17 protein-coding genes are annotated in these 18,982 nt (G+C 58.1%); 6 read left to right on the top strand and 11 right to left on the bottom strand.

Annotated features, from left to right (window positions below):
• Positions 1-5: 5 nt before the first annotated feature.
• Both ACYVI2_RS18005 and ACYVI2_RS18000 read left to right on the top strand, forming a co-directional pair.
• A complete protein-coding gene (locus ACYVI2_RS18005) occupies positions 6-1,178 on the top strand; it encodes an acyl-CoA dehydrogenase family protein (RefSeq protein WP_415816071.1) in 1,173 nt (390 codons plus the stop codon).
• On the top strand, positions 1,175-2,251 hold the full coding sequence (locus ACYVI2_RS18000) for an acyl-CoA dehydrogenase family protein (protein WP_415816069.1): 1,077 nt from the start codon (positions 1,175-1,177) through the stop codon (positions 2,249-2,251). The genes ACYVI2_RS18005 and ACYVI2_RS18000 overlap by 4 nt, the downstream gene beginning before the upstream one ends.
• A 37-nt stretch (positions 2,252-2,288) precedes the next feature.
• On the opposite strand, the gene ACYVI2_RS17995 is transcribed toward ACYVI2_RS18000, so the two are convergent.
• The 8 genes from ACYVI2_RS17995 to ACYVI2_RS17960 form a co-directional block, all read right to left on the bottom strand.
• The gene (locus tag ACYVI2_RS17995) at positions 2,289-3,203 is read right to left on the bottom strand and encodes a DMT family transporter (RefSeq protein ID WP_415816067.1); all 915 of its coding nucleotides are present in this window, start codon (positions 3,201-3,203) and stop codon (positions 2,289-2,291) included.
• 10 nt (positions 3,204-3,213) lie between these two features.
• On the bottom strand, positions 3,214-4,281 hold the full coding sequence (locus tag ACYVI2_RS17990; protein WP_415816065.1) for an ABC transporter ATP-binding protein: 1,068 nt from the start codon (positions 4,279-4,281) through the stop codon (positions 3,214-3,216).
• On the bottom strand, positions 4,278-5,258 hold the full coding sequence (locus ACYVI2_RS17985; protein WP_415816063.1) for an ABC transporter ATP-binding protein: 981 nt from the start codon (positions 5,256-5,258) through the stop codon (positions 4,278-4,280). Before ACYVI2_RS17985 ends, ACYVI2_RS17990 begins: the two co-directional genes overlap by 4 nt.
• Positions 5,259-5,267: 9 nt before the next feature.
• Positions 5,268-6,713 (bottom strand): amidohydrolase family protein, encoded by a 1,446-nt coding sequence (locus ACYVI2_RS17980; RefSeq protein ID WP_415816061.1) that lies wholly within the window; start codon positions 6,711-6,713, stop codon positions 5,268-5,270.
• 21 nt (positions 6,714-6,734) lie between these two features.
• A complete protein-coding gene (locus tag ACYVI2_RS17975; protein ID WP_415816059.1) occupies positions 6,735-8,327 on the bottom strand; it encodes an ABC transporter substrate-binding protein in 1,593 nt (530 codons plus the stop codon).
• Positions 8,328-8,367: 40 nt separating this feature from the next.
• Positions 8,368-9,171, bottom strand: a complete 804-nt coding sequence (locus ACYVI2_RS17970; protein WP_415816057.1) for an ABC transporter permease — start codon at positions 9,169-9,171, stop codon at positions 8,368-8,370.
• Positions 9,172-9,315: 144 nt separating this feature from the next.
• Positions 9,316-10,254: an ABC transporter permease gene (locus tag ACYVI2_RS17965; protein ID WP_415816055.1), complete on the bottom strand. Its 939-nt coding sequence runs from the start codon at positions 10,252-10,254 to the stop codon at positions 9,316-9,318.
• 95 nt (positions 10,255-10,349) lie between these two features.
• A complete protein-coding gene (locus ACYVI2_RS17960; RefSeq protein WP_415816053.1) occupies positions 10,350-10,955 on the bottom strand; it encodes a cupin domain-containing protein in 606 nt (201 codons plus the stop codon).
• A gap of 264 nt (positions 10,956-11,219) precedes the next feature.
• On the opposite strand from ACYVI2_RS17960, the gene ACYVI2_RS17955 reads away from it, so the two are divergent.
• Entirely contained in the window at positions 11,220-11,867 is a 648-nt protein-coding gene (locus tag ACYVI2_RS17955) for a class I SAM-dependent DNA methyltransferase (protein WP_415816051.1), read from the top strand.
• Positions 11,868-12,004: 137 nt separating this feature from the next.
• Here the strand turns inward: ACYVI2_RS17955 and ACYVI2_RS17950 are convergent, their stop codons facing one another.
• The 3 genes from ACYVI2_RS17950 to ACYVI2_RS17940 form a co-directional block, all read right to left on the bottom strand.
• Positions 12,005-13,825, bottom strand: a complete 1,821-nt coding sequence (locus ACYVI2_RS17950; protein WP_415816049.1) for a glycoside hydrolase family 15 protein — start codon at positions 13,823-13,825, stop codon at positions 12,005-12,007.
• Between the two features lie 5 nt (positions 13,826-13,830).
• Positions 13,831-14,649 carry a glucose 1-dehydrogenase gene (locus ACYVI2_RS17945; protein WP_415816047.1) on the bottom strand — a complete coding sequence of 273 codons (819 nt, stop codon included), beginning with the start codon at positions 14,647-14,649 and terminating at the stop codon, positions 13,831-13,833.
• 178 nt (positions 14,650-14,827) lie between these two features.
• On the bottom strand, positions 14,828-15,745 hold the full coding sequence (locus tag ACYVI2_RS17940) for a LysR family transcriptional regulator (protein WP_415816045.1): 918 nt from the start codon (positions 15,743-15,745) through the stop codon (positions 14,828-14,830).
• Between the two features lie 113 nt (positions 15,746-15,858).
• Between ACYVI2_RS17940 and ACYVI2_RS17935 the strand changes: the two genes are divergently transcribed.
• The 3 genes from ACYVI2_RS17935 to ACYVI2_RS17925 are packed head-to-tail and all read left to right on the top strand — an operon-like array spanning position 15,859 to position 18,938.
• A complete protein-coding gene (locus ACYVI2_RS17935; RefSeq protein ID WP_415816043.1) occupies positions 15,859-17,013 on the top strand; it encodes an iron-containing alcohol dehydrogenase family protein in 1,155 nt (384 codons plus the stop codon).
• A 20-nt stretch (positions 17,014-17,033) separates the two neighbouring features.
• A complete protein-coding gene (locus tag ACYVI2_RS17930; RefSeq protein WP_415816041.1) occupies positions 17,034-17,909 on the top strand; it encodes a TauD/TfdA dioxygenase family protein in 876 nt (291 codons plus the stop codon).
• A gap of 54 nt (positions 17,910-17,963) precedes the next feature.
• Positions 17,964-18,938: a Bug family tripartite tricarboxylate transporter substrate binding protein gene (locus ACYVI2_RS17925; RefSeq protein ID WP_415816039.1), complete on the top strand. Its 975-nt coding sequence runs from the start codon at positions 17,964-17,966 to the stop codon at positions 18,936-18,938.
• Positions 18,939-18,982: the final 44 nt, after the last annotated feature.

Below are 18,982 nucleotides of genomic sequence, written 5' to 3'. Positions count from 1 at the left end.
AGATCATGCTGAGACCTGAAACCGCCGAGATCGCGGCTTTTCGAACGGAGGTGCGTGAATGGATGGAGGCCAATGTACCTGCCGCACTGAAGCACAAGACATTTCGCCCTCCACCCAGGGACGGTATGCCCTGGTATCGTGCGCTGGCCCATCGTGGTTGGATTGCACCGCACTGGCCCAAGTCGCACGGGGGGATGGGCGCATCGCCCGTGGAGCAGGTCGTTCTCATGGAGGAAATGGCCGCCGCGGGAACCCCGGACATTCCTACGCAAGGCCTTAACCATATCGGCCCCTTGCTGATTGCTCGAGGGACGCCTGAACAGCAACATCGCCATCTTCCTGCGATCCTTTCCGGAGATGCTATCTGGTGCCAGGGATATTCCGAGCCCGGTTCAGGGTCGGATCTGGCAAGCCTGCGCACGCGAGCAGACATTCGTAGCGATCATTTGATCATCAACGGCCAGAAAATCTGGACGACTTGGGGGCATCACGCGGACTGGATGTTTGCGCTAGTGCGCACATCAACTGAAGGTAAACCCCAGCAGGGCATTACCTTTGTACTGATCGACATGAAAACGCCAGGTATACGCGTGCGTCCTATTACCACTATTGCACGCGATGACGAGTTTGCCGAAGTTTTCTTTGACGATGTGGTGGTCCCCATCGAAAACGTGGTCGGCGATATCAACGCTGGATGGCAGGTAGCAACGGCAGTACTCAGCGAGGAGCGCTTGCGCATTGGCGCTCCTGGCCAGGCGTTGAGAGCGCGGGAGCGGCTTCGGATGATGCTTCGGGCGCATCCCGATGTCGCCGGCGATCCTGTGATACGTGATGCGGTTGCTCTTGCCGAGATTGAGGTACAGACACTGATTGCCGCCTATCTGGACGCAGCCGAAGCACAGGAGAAAGGCATCGCTGCCGACAGTTCCTATCTGAAGCTCTTGGGAACGAATACGGTGCATCGCCTGCTTGACTTGGTACGTACGGTTTCCGGACCCGCCGCCGCTTTGTGTCTGGCGGAGCGTAACGGGGTAGACATGCTCGATTCGACCGAAATGTTTCTACAGGCGCGCAGATTGGGCATTTACGGGGGCAGCAGCGAGGTGCAGCGCACACTGATTGCCACACGCGTGCTGGGTTTACCTGTTTCGGCGGCAAAAGGGGGAAGCAAAGCGTGATTGAAGAACATGATCAGCAACTGCGTATGGTTGCACAAAGCGCCGCGGATTTTGCACAGGCAACGGGAGGGGCTAGCCATGCTCGAAAGGTGAGCGATGGTGCCCCTGTCTGGGATCTGGAAGATTGGCGAGCCATGGTGGAATTGGGATGGCTCGGCATGGCGGTATCCGAAGAGGCTGGTGGTCTGGGGCTGGACGCGACAGCCATCAGCGCCGTTGCCGCGGAGTGTGGCCGCGCACTGTTAATGTCACCCATTGCTGCTGCATTGGCCGGTGCATACCTATTGGCTGAGGTGTCGGGGAAATCCCCAGATGCCGCACGCGCATTTGAGTCACTCATGAACGGCGATGAGTGTGTGGCATTTGCCGAGGCACAGGATGCACCGGCAGGCGATCACGTGCGAATAACCCTGGTGGCGGACGGTGATTCAGCCAAGTGGTGGCTAGTGGCGCGTGGAGAAGGTCCCGGTTTCGAGGTACGCCTGATACGAGCGGATCAGCGTGAGCTGCGATTGTCCGCACGAATGGCAGTTGACGGCTCGCATCTCGCCAACGCACTCGTGGAGCGAGTTATCTGGGATCAATCCGCCTTGCTGCTCGATGGCGAGGCCGACTATGCCGTTTGGTTAGGTGCGCGGTCGCTGTTATTGATCGCTGAGGCAGCTTATCTGGCTGGATTGGCCGACTCGGCCTTACGTCTCGCGGTTGAGTACATGTCAGTGCGAAAGCAGTTTGGTGTGCCAATTGGTTCATTTCAGGCGCTACAGCACCGAGCGGCAGATTGCTATGTCGACGTCAAAGCGTCAGGCGCACTGGTGAACGAGGCCGCGCGCGCATGGAAAACCCCACAGGGTGTTTGGGCTGCCGCGGCGGCGATACACCGGGCGGCAGAGACCTCGCTGCGGGTGACCAAGGAAGTGGTGCAATTTCACGGCGCCATCGGTTTTGCTGACGAACATGATGCAGGTCTTTATTTGCGGCGGGCCATGAGCGTGGGGGCCAGACACATGCAACCGGCTCTCGTGATGCTGCGCAAAGAGGCACCATTCACCGAAAACCAAAAATTCGGTTGATGCCAGGCCCCGCACCATTCAAAAATCCCATGCCACGCTATTGGCTACTCCGCCTCAAACGCCATTCGTAATACGTGAGATAGAGACCGCTGCCAATCACAATGGTGCTTCCCAGAAAGGTGATGGGCAGCGGCACTTCGCCCCAGATCAAATAGCCGAGCGCAACGGCCATGACGATCCGAACATAGCTGACGGCGCCGCATAACGACGGAGGCGCCATCCGGAAGGCTTGCGTCTGCTGATATTGGCCAATGGCGCCGGATATACCGGCGCCGCCCATCAGTGCCCAACCATACCAATCGGGTTGCCGCCACCCGAGCGGCAGCCACAGTGCGCCCACGACCGTAGCCAATAATGTGAAATAGAACACGATAGCCAAGGGATGTTCGCTGCCGCTTGATCGGCGAATCATGACCATACCCACTGCATATAAAAAGGCACTCAATAGCGCAATGGCTACCCCCAGGCTCAACGCCCCCTGGCCTGGCGGCGTAATCAGGACAATACCGGCAAACCCCAGCAGTACAGCGCTCCAACGGTTCACGCCCACGCGCTCACCCAACATCGGTGCCGACAATGCGGTGATCATCAAGGGGCCGACAAACGAATAAAACGTTGCATCAGCAAATGGCAGCAGATGATAAGCCCAGAACGAGGTCACCATAGACCCGACTACCAAGGCGGACAGGTAGCACATAGTGCTCGTTCGGCCGCAACGCAGCGTGGATAACCCACCCTGCCATCGCAGCACGCAAAACGCGGGAATGAGCGCAAAGGCACTGCGCAAGAACAGCACTTGGCCAAACGGATAGGCTTCGATGGCCAATTTGACGAACGCGTTCATCAGCATAAACGCGCCCATGGCCACCAACATGCTGATGATGCCCCGACTCAGTTGCACGTCAACAGGACGGGCTTGGGCAATAGGTGCAGAAAGGCGCGGCGTCGACATGTTGAAAGGACTAGGCAGCCGCCCGCCTATTCGCATATATCGCCTGGCGCATCAACAACCCCGGCGTGGGGTGTTGCGTGTGCCGGGCGGCCTCGTACACAGGCGCATCTTCCGCAAAATGGCAGGCCGCCTGATGGCCGGTGGACATCTCGCGCAGTGTGGGTGTTTCGGCCTTGCAGCGGTCTTGTGCCATGGGGCAACGCGTATGAAACCGACAACCCGAGGGCGGGTTGATCGCGCTGGGAATATCGCCAGCCACCGGGGCAACGTTATGACGTGCGGCGGGATTCGGGTCGGGTGCCGCAGCCAGTAACGCCTGTGTATACGGGTGACGAGGATTGCGATAAATGTCCTGCTTGCTACCTATTTCAACCAGTTGTCCGAGATACATCACGCCGACACGATCTGCAATGTGACGGACCACGGCCAAGCCATGCGAAATAAATAGATAGGAGAAATCGAATCGATGCTGCAGGTCTTTGAGCAGATTGACGATCTGCGCCTGAATGGACACGTCCAACGCGGATACGGGTTCGTCACACACGATCAGTTTGGGCGACAAAGCGAGAGCGCGCGCAATACCGACCCGTTGACGTTGCCCTCCGGAAAACTGGTGGGGATATCGCTCTGCGTGATAGGGGGCCAGGTCCACCAGACGCAGCAACTCCTCTACTCGACGCTTGCGCGATACAGCATCGCCCACCCGGTGCACATTGAGCGGCTCAGACAAAATCTCACCTACCGTCATTCTGGGATTCAAACTCGCGTAGGGATCTTGAAAAACGATCTGCATGCTTTTTCGCAAGGGATTCATCTCGGCGCGTGTACAACGGGTAATGTCCCGCCCCTCGAAGAGCACCCGCCCTTCTGTGGGTTCAATCAATCGCATGGCCAATCTGGCCGTGGTCGACTTACCGCAACCTGTTTCCCCGACAATCGCCAGCGTTTCGCCACGCATCAACGTCATGCTGACATTGTCCACCGCTTGAACGGCACCTACCTGTCTGCGCAGCACCATGCCGTCATATACGGGATAGCGCTTGGACACACTTCTGAGTTCCAGCAAAGGCGTCGTCATACGTGTTGCTCCAAGGGCATATTCCAACAGGACGCGCGGTGCGAGTCACCCAACGACTCGAGCACCGGAGAGTCGTGGCGACATTGATCGGTAGCGAATAAGCAGCGCGGGTTATATCGGCACCCGGCGGGATAATTGAACGGCGGCGGCACCGTGCCGGAGATCGTCAACAGCCTCTCCACGTCCACATCCATCCGCGGCAGCGACGCCATGAGCCCCAAGGTGTACGGGTGCTGAGAATCCTCAAAAATCGCAGCCGCTGATCCCGACTCGACGATTTTTCCCGCATACATGACCGCCACGTCGTCCGCACACTGTGCCACCACCCCGAGGTCGTGCGTGATCAGAATGATGGCCATGCCGGTGTCCTGCTGCAGGTCGCGCAACAGACTGAGAATCTGCGCTTGAATGGTCACATCCAGCGCCGTCGTGGGCTCATCGGCAATCAGCACAGTGGGCTTGCAAGCCAGCGCCATTGCAATCATCACACGCTGGCGCATACCGCCGGACAACTGATGCGGATACTCGCTAAAACGTCGCTCTGGTGCAGAGATACGCACCTTGCGAAGCGACTCGATAGCCATCGTCTTGAGCTCGCTCGCCGGTAAATGGTGGTGCGCCCGTACGGCTTCCATAATCTGAAAGCCCACCGTATGCACCGGATTCAAGCTCGTCATGGGCTCTTGAAAAACCATCGCGATACGATTGCCACGTACGCTGCGCATCTGCCGTTCAGACTGTGTGCGCAGATCCACGCCTTCCAATAACACCTGCCCTTCGCATACCCGTCCTGGCGACGGAACCAAGCCCATGATGGACAGCGAGAGCATGCTTTTACCCGAACCGCTTTCGCCAACGATACCCAAGGTGCGTCCTGCCTCCAGCGTCAGGCTGACCCCGTCAACCGCACGCACCTGTCCCAAACGGGTATCGAAAGCCGTAACCAGATCCCGTAATTCCAGAACGGGTGTAGCCATATCGGCCTCCTAGTTGAGGGGAAACGTCAGCGGCGCAACATCGGCGATAGAGCGGTTGGCCACCAAGTCCAGCCCAGGGAATTTCTCGATCGCGCGCTGTTGTGCTTCCTGGACCCCGGCCGCCGCTGCCGCACGATCAATCGTGAGCACCTCTCCATTCTCGACCACCTTTGCGCCGTCGACGTACACCGTATCAATGGCACGCTCTCCGGCGGCATAGATCAGGCTGCGTACGGGATCACGATACGGGCTCATCATGGGATGCTTGAGGTCAACCAGCACCACATCCGCTTTCGCGCCCACTGCCAGACGCCCGATATCGTCACGTCCCAACGCCGTCGCCCCGCCTATCGTGGCCGCATTGAAAATTTCCGTTGTGGTCGTGGTGCGTGGATCATCCGCCATCAATCGCGCCAGATATGCAACGTGACGCATCTCGTCGGTCATGTTGTGGGGATAAGAATCGGTACCGATGCCCATATTGACCCCGGCCCTGCGATAACGACCGAAATCACGTAAAGCCATGCCTCTACGCATGAAAATGGTCGGGCAATGCGCAACGGTCGAGCCGGTGTCGGCCAAGATAGAGAGGTCCGTTTTGGTGTGCCAGGCCGCCCGAGGATGATCGTCCAGAAAAATTCCGTGACCGACGATGCTGCGCGGTTTCAGTACCCCTAGAGAATGCAACCACTGTATGGGCGTCACGCCATGCCGACGGGTCATCTCATGAAACTCGGGCACGGATTGCGCCGCATGAATTTGCCACGATAAATTGCGGCGCTCGGCTTCCTGCCGGCTCGCTTTGATCAGCTCAGGCGTGCAGGTGTCGACCTGCGCGGGCGTGACCATCCCGAACAGCCGCCCGCTCGAGTGCGAGCAGGCTTTATCGACCAATTGCAAGGCAGCCTCCATGCTGCGTTCCCCTGCCTTTTCATCCCAGTCGTACTCCACCAGATGTCCGTTGCGGGTGTACCACTTTGCCGATTTGAACAGCGGCGCAATACAGCCCCGAATTCCACTGGCCGCCATGACATCGATCCATGTTTCGTGCGTCCCGGACATATCGACCAGCGTGGTGACCCCGCTAAGCAATAGCTCCCCGAGCGCTTGATTCAGGCAATGCGGGGCAGCCTCTGCATCACCGCGCATCAACGGCATCACCTCGTAGAGTCCGGAGTTGTATAGCCCCGGCGATCCCACTTCGTCTGTGTACCCCTTGTTCAGCGGCTCGCTGGCAGGGTGGGAATGAATGTTGATGAGCCCTGGCATCACCAACTTGCCCCGACCATCGACCTCTTCCACCCGCTCGCCGGCTTTGGAAACGTAGCCCGGTCCCACATGCACAATGACGTTGCCATCGAACGCCACATCAGCGTCGTTCAGATAGACGTGCTGAGCTGCTGCCGCATCCCAACCAACGACAAACTCTGCATTCTTTATAACGGTAATAGTCATGATAGGTTGCCTATTTCCTTTTCAGTTTTTGACTCGAATGTCCAAACCCTTGTAGAGCGCTGCGCCGTACAGTCCGTGGGGCTTGATCCCCTCTACCCGATCATTCGACACGTTCCACAACTGCACATTGACCAATGGCGCCCACACCGCCTGTTCCGACAAACGCTTTTGCAGCGCCTTCGTAGCAGCCACGCGGGACTCGTCCGTGGTCGCGGCTGACGCCTGCGCCGCCAATTCGTCCGTCTCTTTATCGTTCCAATTCATTCGGTTGGGGGTAGGCATCTGCGTGCTGCGGAAATAGAAATTGGCCCACTCGCTGACTGTGATGTACGGCAGGTTCATAATGAACGCATCAAATTCCTGCGTCGCGAGCTTGCCCCATACCGCCGTGTTATCCCAGAGCTGAATCCGCATATCGATGCCGACCTTACGCAGATTGGCCTGGATCGTTTCGGCCAGACGTGACGTCACATCATTGCGGCTGCCATACACCAGAAAAGATGCGCGCACGCCGTTCTTTTCTCGGACACCGTCGGCGCCCGGTTTCCAGCCAGCTTCGTCCAGCATGGCCATGGCGGCCGCAGGATCGTAGGCAGGCAACAGGCCTTCTGAACCGGGGTCGTAATCTACGGCGTTCGGATTAGCCATCGTTCGCCGAGAATCGGCGCGTCCGAAATAGATCGCCTTCACAATCGTGTCTCGATCGATAGCGGCGTTAATTGCCCGGCGAACAACCAGATCCTGCATCACCGGTTTGTTAACACGAAACCCCAGAAAATAATCATCAATGGCGGCGGCCTGGTGGGACAACTGCATCCCCGGTACGCGCTTCATACTCTCTAAAGCGAAAGTCGGTACGTTCTGACTGGTGTCGCCCTGGCGTGACTGAATCGCAGCCATCAGCGTGTTGGATTCCGGCACCACCTTCCAAATGATCTGGTCGACCTGAGGCGATGGGTTTTTATAGATGGAAGGCCCCCAGTTGTAATGGGGATTTTTGGTCAACACCAGTTGCTGACGCGGCGTCCAACTCTGCCAACAATAAGGTCCCGTGCCGTTAAAGCCCTGTGTACCGAAATTGGGCCCCAATTTTTCTACCGCGTTTTTGTCAACGATCGACGTGAACGGTAGAGCAAGCTGATACAAGGTATCGCTGAAAGGCGCAGACAGGATGTAGTCAATGGTATGGTCATCGACGACCACGACATCCTTGATCGGCCCGACCTTGTTTCTGATCGGAGACTTATTGGCGGGATCGGCAAGACGTTTCAAACTGTAGGCAACGTCTTCGGCCTTCATTGGCCGACCATCGCAATATTTGACGTCCTGACGCAAGGTGAACCGATACCTCAAGCCGTCGTCAGAGATTTCCCATTTTTCGGCCAATCCGGGTTTCACAGTTTTTAGGTCGTAATCCATACTGACCAAGGTATCGCCCAGCATGAACATCACCTCGCCCATTCGAGTGGACGTGGTGCGAATCGGGTCGTAGGTGTCTGCGTCCGCTACCCGTAGCACAGTCAAGACCGAGGGCTGCTGCGCCATCACGGGCAGTGCTGCGCCGGCCACCATCATGGTGCTCAATACAATAGATAAACGACTCGAAAAATGCATTGCCAAACCCCTTAGTCTATAGTTCTTGGATAGAAGAAAACTAGCTGCGTAGCTTTGGATCGAGTACATCGCGCAGTGCGTCACCCAGCGTGTTAAAGGCGAGCACAACGATAAAAATGAGCAGACTTGGCAACACAGAAACATGTGGCGCAAAGAACAAGAAAGTCCGCCCTTCGGAAGCCATCGAACCCAACTCCGCACTCGGCGGCTGAGCGCCTAAGCCAATAAAAGAAAGTGCGGCGCCAAGCAAAATGACCTGACCGAAGCGCAGCGTGACAAACACCATGATCGAGGACATACAGTTGGGCAACAGGTGGCGCCGCCAAAGATGGAGATCGCTCACACCCAGGGCTCTCGCACTTTCTATATATTCCTGCTGCATGACGGTTAATGCCGCGCCACGTACAACGCGTGCCATCAAAGGCACGGAAGAGATGGACAAGGCCACCACGACCGCCCACAACCCAGGCTCCAGAATCGCGGCGATTGCAAGCCCGAACAGAATCGTTGGAAACGACAATAAAATATCCATCAAGCGCATCAACAGCCCGGAGACCGGCGGATAGTAAGCCGCGGCTAATCCAATCACCGCACCGGTGGCACAGCCCACGATCACGGCTGTCACGGCCATGAGCATGGTCGTTTGCAAGCCAAAGATCAGACGGGAAACCATGTCGCGACCTTGCGAGTCCGTGCCCAGCCAACCCGCTTCGCCAGGCGGCTTGAGCGCATTGGCCATGTCGCCGCTCCAGTGCCCTTGAGGTGCGATCAAGGGTGCGAACACGGCCACGACAAAAATCAAAATAACTACTGTTAAAGAAATCGCGCCAGCGGGATCTCGCATCAGCAACCTGAATGTCGAGGGAGCGGCGGCAATGGCCGGATCGGCAACATTGGGGACGGGCTGTGCATTACCACCAGGTACGGCGGAACTGACCGCCGCGGCATCGCGCTTTGCGAGTTTGAGGAAAGGGTTCATCTCGTCTCCTCAAGTACGCAGGCGCGGGTCGAGTGCGGTGTACAAGATATCGACCGTCAGATTGATGAAAATAAAACCGAGAGCCAGAATAATGATCGTGCCCTGCGCCATTGGAAAATCGCTGGAGAGAATCGCGCCTACGGCTAACCTGCCTACGCCCGGCCAGCTGAAGATTGTCTCGGTGACCACCGCTCCGCCCAGCAAAAATCCAATCTGCAAGCCAAGCAAAGTCACCACTGGAATCAGCGCATTGCGCAGAGCATGGCGCATCATCACGACGTGGCCGGCCAAACCCTTGGCTCGCGCGGTGCGGACATGATCTGCGCCAAGCACATCAATCACCGCTGTGCGCGTCATGCGGGCGACCGGTCCGACAAATACCCCACCCAATGTCAACGCCGGCAGAATGATTGCTCTGAACCCCTCAAGCGTCCACAGTGGCCCGGCGCGCCCGGTAAACGGTAGCCACTGCAATTTGAAACCGACGCCCCACACCAGCAAGAGCCCGACAAAAAATACCGGCACGGACACGCCCGCAGTAGAGAACGCCATCACGAAACGATCGAACAATGTGCGTTGATAACGCGCGCCTAATGTGCCCAACAAAATACCCAGAGGAATGGCCCATATCAACGAGGCAAACATCAGTTCCAGCGTAGGCCCGATCGTATTGGCCAACTCGTTGATGACAGGCACGTTATTAATGAGTGACACACCGAAATTACCCTGCAGGAGCTGCCAGACATAAATCGCGAATTGCACATATAGTGGCTTGTCCAAGCCCATTTCAATGCGAATGGCTTCGATCACGTCTTGTGTCGCATTAGGTCCAGCACGCACGATCGCTGCATCACCTGGACCGGCCTGCATCAACAAAAAGCCAATCAGCAAGACGCCGAACATCACTGGGATGGCGAGTAAAAGGCGTAGCAATGTTTGCCTCAGCATAGATTTCCCATAAATATGTGATCGATCAAATATGCGGCAAGCCGTCACGCATGCTCTGAATGTGTGATGCCCGTGTGACGGGCATCACACTCAGGTCAATACGTTGGTGGGGTAATAGCCCAAACCACCTCAGTAGGTACCAGGCCCGGGTTGCAGTAGCGATGTGGTTCAGTACTCAGGAACGAAAAGCTATCGCCTGGGTTCAATACGAAATGCTTACCTTGCACCCACAGTTCCAGGGTGCCGCGAATGACGACACCAGCTTCCTCGCCGCGATGACTGTACGCATCACCGCTGTCCGAACCTGGGTCTAGAACGCAAACCAGCAACTCGAGCTGGCCGGAAAGATTGGGAGAAAGAAGATAGTCCGCTACGCCGGATGCAAAGGACAGCCGCCTGCGGCATTCGGCTCGCACGACGATGCCGTCATCGGAAGGGTCTTCTGGCTTGCCTTCGGGAAAAAACCAACTGATCTGTACACCGAGCGCCCGAGCAATTTCTTGCATTGCGCCGATGGTGGGCTTTGCCAAGCCGCGCTCCAGTTGGCTGAGATAGCCAATCGACTTTCCGCACCGCTGCGCCAGCATTTGCAGCGAATAAGCTCTTGCTTTGCGCAGATTCTTGACTTCGTTGCCCAGCCACGCCGACGAGTCGGTATGGCTGTCCTGCTCTGGCTGTAGCGGGGCTGCGATCGGTACCACGGGTTGCTCCGTAAAGAGACTTGCACCACCTGGAAAACGGATCTGATTTTCACAATTCTGAAATTTTTTGCGGATTTTTTATATAAGGACTAACCCCAAAACGGAAAACGCTTACTGTGTCCCGTTGAATATCGGTGCACTTGTAAAGAAAACGATGCTTTTTTTCACGTTACATCAGGCGGGTATAGCAGCTTGGCACCCGGTCCCGCCTAGCCAGTCGTGCAACAATTGCCTCAGGCTCCCTTTCTACCGCGAGGCCCCCGCATGCCCCTGAGCGCCGAAGACCTGAATCTAATCTCACAACAGACGCTGCGCCATTACGAAGATCGTGCCGAAGAATTCCGCGCCGCTACGCTCGATCACGACGTCAGCCAAAACATCGCTGCACTACTGGACAATATTCAGGGCCCGCCACCGTATCGCATCCTGGATTTCGGCTGTGGCCCCGGACGGGACCTCCGCGTCTTCGCGGCGCGCGGCCATCATGCCATCGGGCTGGAAGGTGCAAGCCGGTTCGCAGAAATGGCGCGCGAGACTTCAGGCTGCGAGGTATGGCATCAAGACTTTCTAGCGCTCAATCTGCCGACTGCCTCCTTCGACGGCATCTACGCCAATGCATCGCTGTTTCATGTGCCGAGCCAGGAGCTACCGCGCGTGCTCGCCGATCTACGTGCCGCGCTGAAAACGGGCGGCGTCCTGTTTGCTTCCAATCCCCGCGGCACCAATGAGGAAGGCTGGAATCGCGGCCGCTACGGTGCATATCACGACATCGACAGGTGGCGCCGCTATGTGGAAAACGCCGGCTTCACGGAAATCACGCACTACTACCGTCCCGCCGGTTTACCCAGGGACCAACAACCATGGTTGGCCAGCGTGTGGCGCGCCACTCCTTCGGTCGGGAGGGCACCGTAAATACCTGCTATCACCATTTGACCGAACATCAACGAGAAACTAATTTCCCGGCGCTCCATCGCTTCCAAGAGCAAGGAGTTTCTCGATCATTCTTACGCCTATAGCCGATCTGCCCTCGCGGCTGAGCCTATACATCCTCACTCCTGAGGCGCGTCGCTCGATGAGCGCTGGCGCGCCGGGCCGTCGGCGGCACTCAGGTTATAGGCAGTATTGACCAAACCGATATGCGAAAAACCCTGCGGGAAATTGCCGACAAGGCGCTTGCGCACCACATCGTACTCTTCGGCCAATAGTCCCAGATCATTGCGCAGCGACAGCAGGCGATCAAACAAGCGATGCGCATCATCGAGTCTGCCCTGCATGATGTAGGCATCAGCCAGCCAGAAGCTGCATACCAGGAACACGCCCTCGTCTCCTGGCAGGCCATCGTCGCTATGCTCGGTCGAATAGCGCAGCAGCAGACCGTCGCGCAATAACTCGCGCTCGATCGCCTGCACGGTACCCGCCACGCGCGGATCGTCTGGCGGTAGAAAGCCTACTTGCGGAATCAACAGCAAGCTGGCGTCCAGCGCCGTGCCACCGTAATACTGCACGAAGGTGTTGCGCCCCGCATCATAGCCATGCGTGCATATGTCCTCGCGGATCTCGGCGGCCAAGGCACGCCAGCGGTCCACCGGGCCTTCCAGGCCGAAGCGTTCACAAGACTTCACGGTGCGATCCAACGCCACCCAGCACATCAGCCGCGAATGCGTGAAGGCCCGGGGCGGCCCGCGTACTTCCCAGATTCCATGATCCGGCTGTCGCCATAGATCTTCGAGCGGCTTGAGTAATACCTTCTGCATACGCCAGGCCTCGGCCAGCGGTGCCAGGTCGGCCACTCTCGCGGCATGCAGGGTCTCGATCAGTTCGCCATACACATCCAACTGCATCTGCCCGGCCGCGCCATTGCCCAGGCGTACCGGCGCACTGCCCTCATAGCCCGGCAACCAGGGAATATCGTGCTCGGGCAGCCAGCGTTCACCAGCGATGCCATACATGATCTGCAGCTGATTGGGGTGACCGGCAGCTGCACGCAGCAACCATTGCCGCCAGGCCTCGGCCTCTTCCCGATAGCCGGCATTCAACAAGGCATACAGAGTCAGAGCCGAATCTCGCAGCCAGCAATGGCGGTAGTCCCAGTTACGGCTGCCACCCAGTTGTTCGGGTAGCGAAGTCGTGGGCGCCGCCACGATGCCGCCGGTCGGCTGAAAAGTCAGCAGCTTCAGCGTGATCAACGATCGCACCACCGCGTCACGCCGTGCGTCTGGTCCGTTGTCCCAGTGGCATCGCTTGGCCCATTCGTGCCACCACGCAATGGTGCGGTCCATGCTCTCCATGCGATCGGGCACAAAATGCGGGGTCTTGTGCGAGCGGTGGTACGACAGGGTAAAGGGTACGGTCTCGCCTTCCCGCACGGTGAAGCAGGCCACGCTTTTCATGTCGCGGCCTTCCAACGGCACGGGCGTATGCAGCTCGACGGCATCGGGCCCGGCGATGGCGCTCAGGCCGTAATCGCGCCGCCGCACCCAGGGAACCGCCTGCCCGTAGTTAAAGCGCAGCGTCAATTCCATTCTCATGTCGACCTGGCCCGACTCGCCTCGAACAATGCGCACCACATCTACCCGTTCTTCTTCATCGCTCAGGGGCATGAAGTCGTACACGAGCACAACGCCGGAGGGCGTCTCATGGCGGGTTTCCAGTACTGCAGTATCCGGCAGATAGCGACGCGTGGTGGTGTATCCTGATTGGCTGGGCGCCACCAGCCAGCGGCCGTGGCTCTCATCACCCAGCAAGGCGGCAAAGCACGCTGGCGAATCGAAATGCGGCAAGCAGAGCCAATCGATGGAACCATCGCGTGCCACCAGCGCCGCGGACAGCATGTTGCCGATCAGGCCATAGTCTTCAATGGGCTTTGACATGATGTTCACCCCGCACCGCGAAACGCAGGATATAAGGTCATGCCGCCGTCGACGAATAGTGTGGAACCGGTCACGTAGTCGGAATCGTCGCTGGCCAACCAGGCGACGGCACGCGCCACGTCCTCTGGTTCGCCGATACGCCCGTACGGAATCAGCTTGAGCAGCGACGCCATGCTTTCCGGTGTGTTCCAGGCGGGCGCGTTGATGGGCGTGCGTATTGCGCCGGGTGCCACGGCATTGACGCGAATCTTCATCGGAGCGAGCTCTTGCGCCAACGACTGCATCAACAGTGACACGCCCCCTTTGGACGCGGCATAGTTGGCTTGGAATGCCCACGGAATGACCTCATGGACCGAACTGATGAAAATGATCTTGCCGATGGCCGCGTTGTTCGGGGGTGCGGGTTCGCGATTCAGGAAGGCCCGGGCCGCGGCGCGGGCACACAAGAATTGGCCGGTCAGGTTGATGTCGATGACCTTCTGCCACTGAGCCAGTGTCATGTCCTGAATGGCCGCCGGCTGTTCGATGCCGGCGTTGTTGACCAGGATGTCGACGCCTTGGTAATGATCCGCAGCTACCCGGAACAAATGCTCGACGTCTTCTTCGCGACTGACGTCGGCGGCAGCTGGGATGGCCTGGCCGCCCGCGCGGGCAATTTCCTGCACGACCTCGACACCGCGTCGCTCGGAGTCTTCGTTGGGACGGTGGTTGACGACTACGCGCGCTCCCGCTGCCGCCAATTCCAGGGCGATGCCACGCCCAATCCCTGAATTGGCTCCCGTGACAATAGCCACGCGCCCGGACAGATCTACCCCATGCCGCATAGTGCTCTCCTTGCGACGGGCGGTTCCGGTATTGCTGCTGTTGTGGATCCGCAGGTGCCGCTCTCGATAGCCAGGGGTCAGCTTAGCCCTTGATGGGGCATGGGTTCAACCCCGGCGCCTGATTTCGAAGAAATCCGGGCATCCATGAGGCACATTACGGCATCACGACCTTCGTGCACTATATCGCCGCGGAGCTCGCCCAATTGACGTTCTGAAAATGCGTACGTAGATGATCGACAAACAGCCGGACTTTGTAAGGCAGATAACGCTTGCTCTGCACCATGGCGTAAATATCCAACCCCTGGCACTTGAAGTCCGGCAGCACGATTTGCAACTGCCCCTGCGAAATCAGGTCCTCGACCATATAACGCGGATGCATCGAGATGCCGTAGTGACGGCGCGCCAGATGCAGAATGGATTCGCCCAGATTCGAGTTAAAGCTGCCGCTGATCTGAACGGTGTGAACTTGACCTTTTTTGTCGGTCAGCTGCCATTGGCCCATGGGCGCTTTCAGCGTGTGAATCAGGCAGTTGTGGTTTTTCAGATCTGACGGTCGCTTCGGGCGTCCCACACGCTCAAGATACTCTTGCGTGGCGACCAGCACCTGCGGCACCACTGCCAACTTGTAGGCAATCTGGCTGGTATCGCGCAAGTGCGGCGCGATACGCACCGATAGATCCATGTTCTCGGCGATCAGATCGCTGCGTCCGTCATCCAACTGCATGGTGACCTGCACATCTGGATAAGACTCCAGAAAGGATTGGATAGCCGGCGCCAGATGCACTGCCCCGAATGAAGGCGGCGAGCCGACACGGATACGCCCCTCGGGCCGCTGCACCGAGCTGCGCACCATATCCCTCAGGTCGTTCAATGTCCTCGTGACGCTGTCGGCATTACGCAGCAGAATCTCGCCGCTCTCGGTGAGGCTGACCCGTTTCGTATTGCGCTGTAGCAGTTGCGTCTCAAAGGTCTGCTCCAGCCAGGCGACTTTCTTCGTAATCACCGATCGGCTTGTTCCCAGACGCTCCGCCGCCCGGGTAAAGCTCAGCCCTTTAGCGACCTCCACGAAAACTTCGATGCATTCAACGGTGTTCATCGGGAGCTCCGCATAGTGTTCTCAAAACGGAAACACTCATTTTGCCATCTCTGCGTATTCACATGGCGCCGCGGTCCCTAGAATCGTCACCAACTTGACCGATGGCTCTGATTATGGCGCTTCCCGACTTCGACTATCACCTGTACGGCACGCATGTCCGATTCGCCCGGGGTGCAGCCAATGGCCTGGCCGACGAGCTGGCGGCACTGGGCTGCACGCGTCCGGTTGTCCTCATGCAGCGGCGTATGGCTGAATCAGCGGTATGGTCCCATCTGCGCAGCACACTGCGCCACTTGAATCTCCATGTGTACACATCGGTGCCCACGCACGGTAGTGTCGAATGGATCGAAACGGTTGTTCACGACCTGCAAGACAGCGGCTGCGACAGCATCGTGGCGCTGGGCGGCGGCAGCGTGTCGGATTCGGTCAAAGCGCTCGCGATGCTATTTGCCGAAGGCGGCCGCCTGGCAGACCATGCCACGCGTTTTACTCCGCCGGCCACTGTGGACATCCCAGTGCGCACACAGTCCAAGCTACCGATCATCGCGCTGCCCACCACAGCATCCGGCGCGGAAATCACGCCGTCGTTTGGCATACGCAGCGGTTCGCGCAAGCTGCTGTTCTGGAACCGTCACCTCGCCGCGACCACGGTAATCATCGATCCCGAACTCAGTCGCGACATTCCTCTGCAGCGCATGCACGCCACCGCCATGAATGGTCTGGCCCACTGCTTTGAGGGCATGTATTCGCGCAACCGCTCGCAGATGGCTGACGCGATTGCGCTTCAAGCGATTGAACTATTCGCACAAGCGCTGACCGGCCAAGCCGAAAGCGTGGACGATGAGCGCGACACACTGATGGCTGCCGGCCATCTGTCAGGCGTCGTGCTCTCGATGGCGAAGACCTGTCTACATCATGCGATTTGTCATGTGATTGGCGCTCGACATCAGGTAGGACATGGGGAGGTCAACAGCGTCGTACTGCCCCACGCGCTGCGCTTTAACGAGCCCGCATCGCACGACATGCTGACGCCTGCCCTCCAGATCCTGACCCGCGTATCAGGCACGGCCCATCGCAACGTCGCGGACTGGCTCGCACAGGTGAGCCAGCAACGGGGTCTGCCCATGCGGCTGTCCGAACTCGGCCTGACAGGCGCAGATCTGCCCGCCATCGCTGAACAAACCATGCACGAGCGCGGCCTCGCTGTTAATCCGCGTCCCGTCACTCATTCTGACGAGGTTCTGGCCATTCTGCGCCAGGCCTTGTAATGCTTATCAAGGAAAAAACTATGAGAATAGAACCCAAAATCGGCGGCATGGGCGCCACGATTTACGACATCGACCTGTCTCAACCGCTGACCGAAGAACGCTATCGGGCCATCGAACAGGCCCTGGGCCGTTACGGCGTCATCAGCTTCCCCAAACAGGCGCTTACCGCCAAGCAACTGCGCGACTACGCCGAAAATTTCGGCACACTGGAAATCAACGTCGCCAATATGTTCCATGACCCCGAATATCCCGAGGTCATGATCCTCTCGAACATCAAGGAAGACGGCAAGCCTATTGGCCTGAGCGACGCCGGCCAGGACTGGCACACCGACATGTCCTATAGCAAGACGATCGCTTTCAGCAACATCCTCTATGGCATCAAAATCCCCATGCGCGATGGCGAACCCCTGGGAAACACCGAGTTCTGCAACATGCATGCGGCATACGAAGGACTGCCTGAGACACTACAGCTCGAGCTCGAGGGCATGACCATCACGCATGACTTCAACAAGTTCTGGGAAATGATGCGGCGAGAAAAAGGTAGTACGCGCCCCCCGCTGACCGAGGAGCAACGCAAGCGCAAGCCTCCTGTCTCGCATCCCGTTTTCCTGACGCACCCTATCACCGGCCGCAAGGTGCTCTACGCCAACCCCGGTTATTCGATGCGCATCAACGAATTGTCCGAAGCCCGCAGCAACGAAGTCTTGGAATTTCTGTTCCAGCATCAGCTACAGGAAAAGTACCAATATCGTCATCGCTGGGCCCAGGGCGACGTGCTGATGTGGGACAACATGGGCACCATCCACAACGCGGTGGCCGACTACGGCCCCGACGAGCACCGACTCATCAAGCGATGCCAAGTCATGGCAGACAAGTATTTCCCCGATCTCTATTGAGCGATGCTGCCGTGCAGGCAGCTATGTACATAACAAACCCAAACAGGAGACAGCATGAAACTGATCAAAAAGTTTGCCATCGCCACCGCGACAATGTTTTGCATGGCAGGCGGCGCGGTCCAAGCGGAATACCCCGAGCATCCAGTGCGAATGGTGCTGGGCTATTCGGCTGGCGGCCCCACCGACGTCATTGCGCGCGTGGTCGCCAAAAGCATGAGCGAGCATCTAGGCCAATCCGTGATCGTCGAAAACAAGCCCGGCGCCAGCGCTCACATCGCAGCCAACGACATCATGAACTCACCTCCGGATGGTTATAAAGTTCTCGTGACGTCACTGACACTGAACGTCAACCCCCTGCTCTATCCGGACCGCTACAACTACGACGCCACCAAGGCTTTTGAGCCGGTCAGTAATTTCGCCAGCCTGCCGATGGTGCTAGTGACAAACTATGACTCACCATACAAAGACCTCAAGAGCCTCATTGCTGATGGCAAGGCCAACCCGGGCAAGCTGACGTTTGGCTCTTCGGGTGTAGGCGGATCCGCTCACCTCGCAGCGGAAATGCTGGGTGTGCAAGCAGGCCTGAAAATGACCCACGTGCCGTTCAAAGGCAATGGCCCGGCGCTGCAGGAAATGATCGCCGGCCGTATCTCGTTCATGTTCTATCCCAGCATCGGCATCGCGAACTATGTGGCCGACAAACAGCTGCGTGTGCTGGGCGTGGGCACCCGCGAACCGCATCCTGACTTTCCCGGTGTGCCGACGCTGGAGAGCCTAGGCCTGAAAGGCTTTGACGAGGGCGCCCCGTTCGTCGGCATGCTGGCTCCCGCTGGCACACCACCCGAGATTGTCAACAAACTCAATAAAGCTGCCGTCGCCGCGCTGTCGGACCCGCAAGTCAAAGAGCAGTTGAACAAGCTGGGCGCTCAAGTGATTGGAGACTCGCCCGAGGAGTTTCGCCAGTTCCTGATCGCCGACAAGGAGCGTTGGGCCAATGTGATCAAGCTGGGCAACGTTAAGCCGGAATGATCTGCCGGAGGCAGAGGTAAACATCGTCGAGCTCAAGCAATAAG

The sequence above is a fragment of the Bordetella tumbae genome (assembly GCF_054780995.1).
Note: the sequence above shows the minus strand (reverse complement) of the source record. Positions and strands in the feature narration are given on the sequence as shown.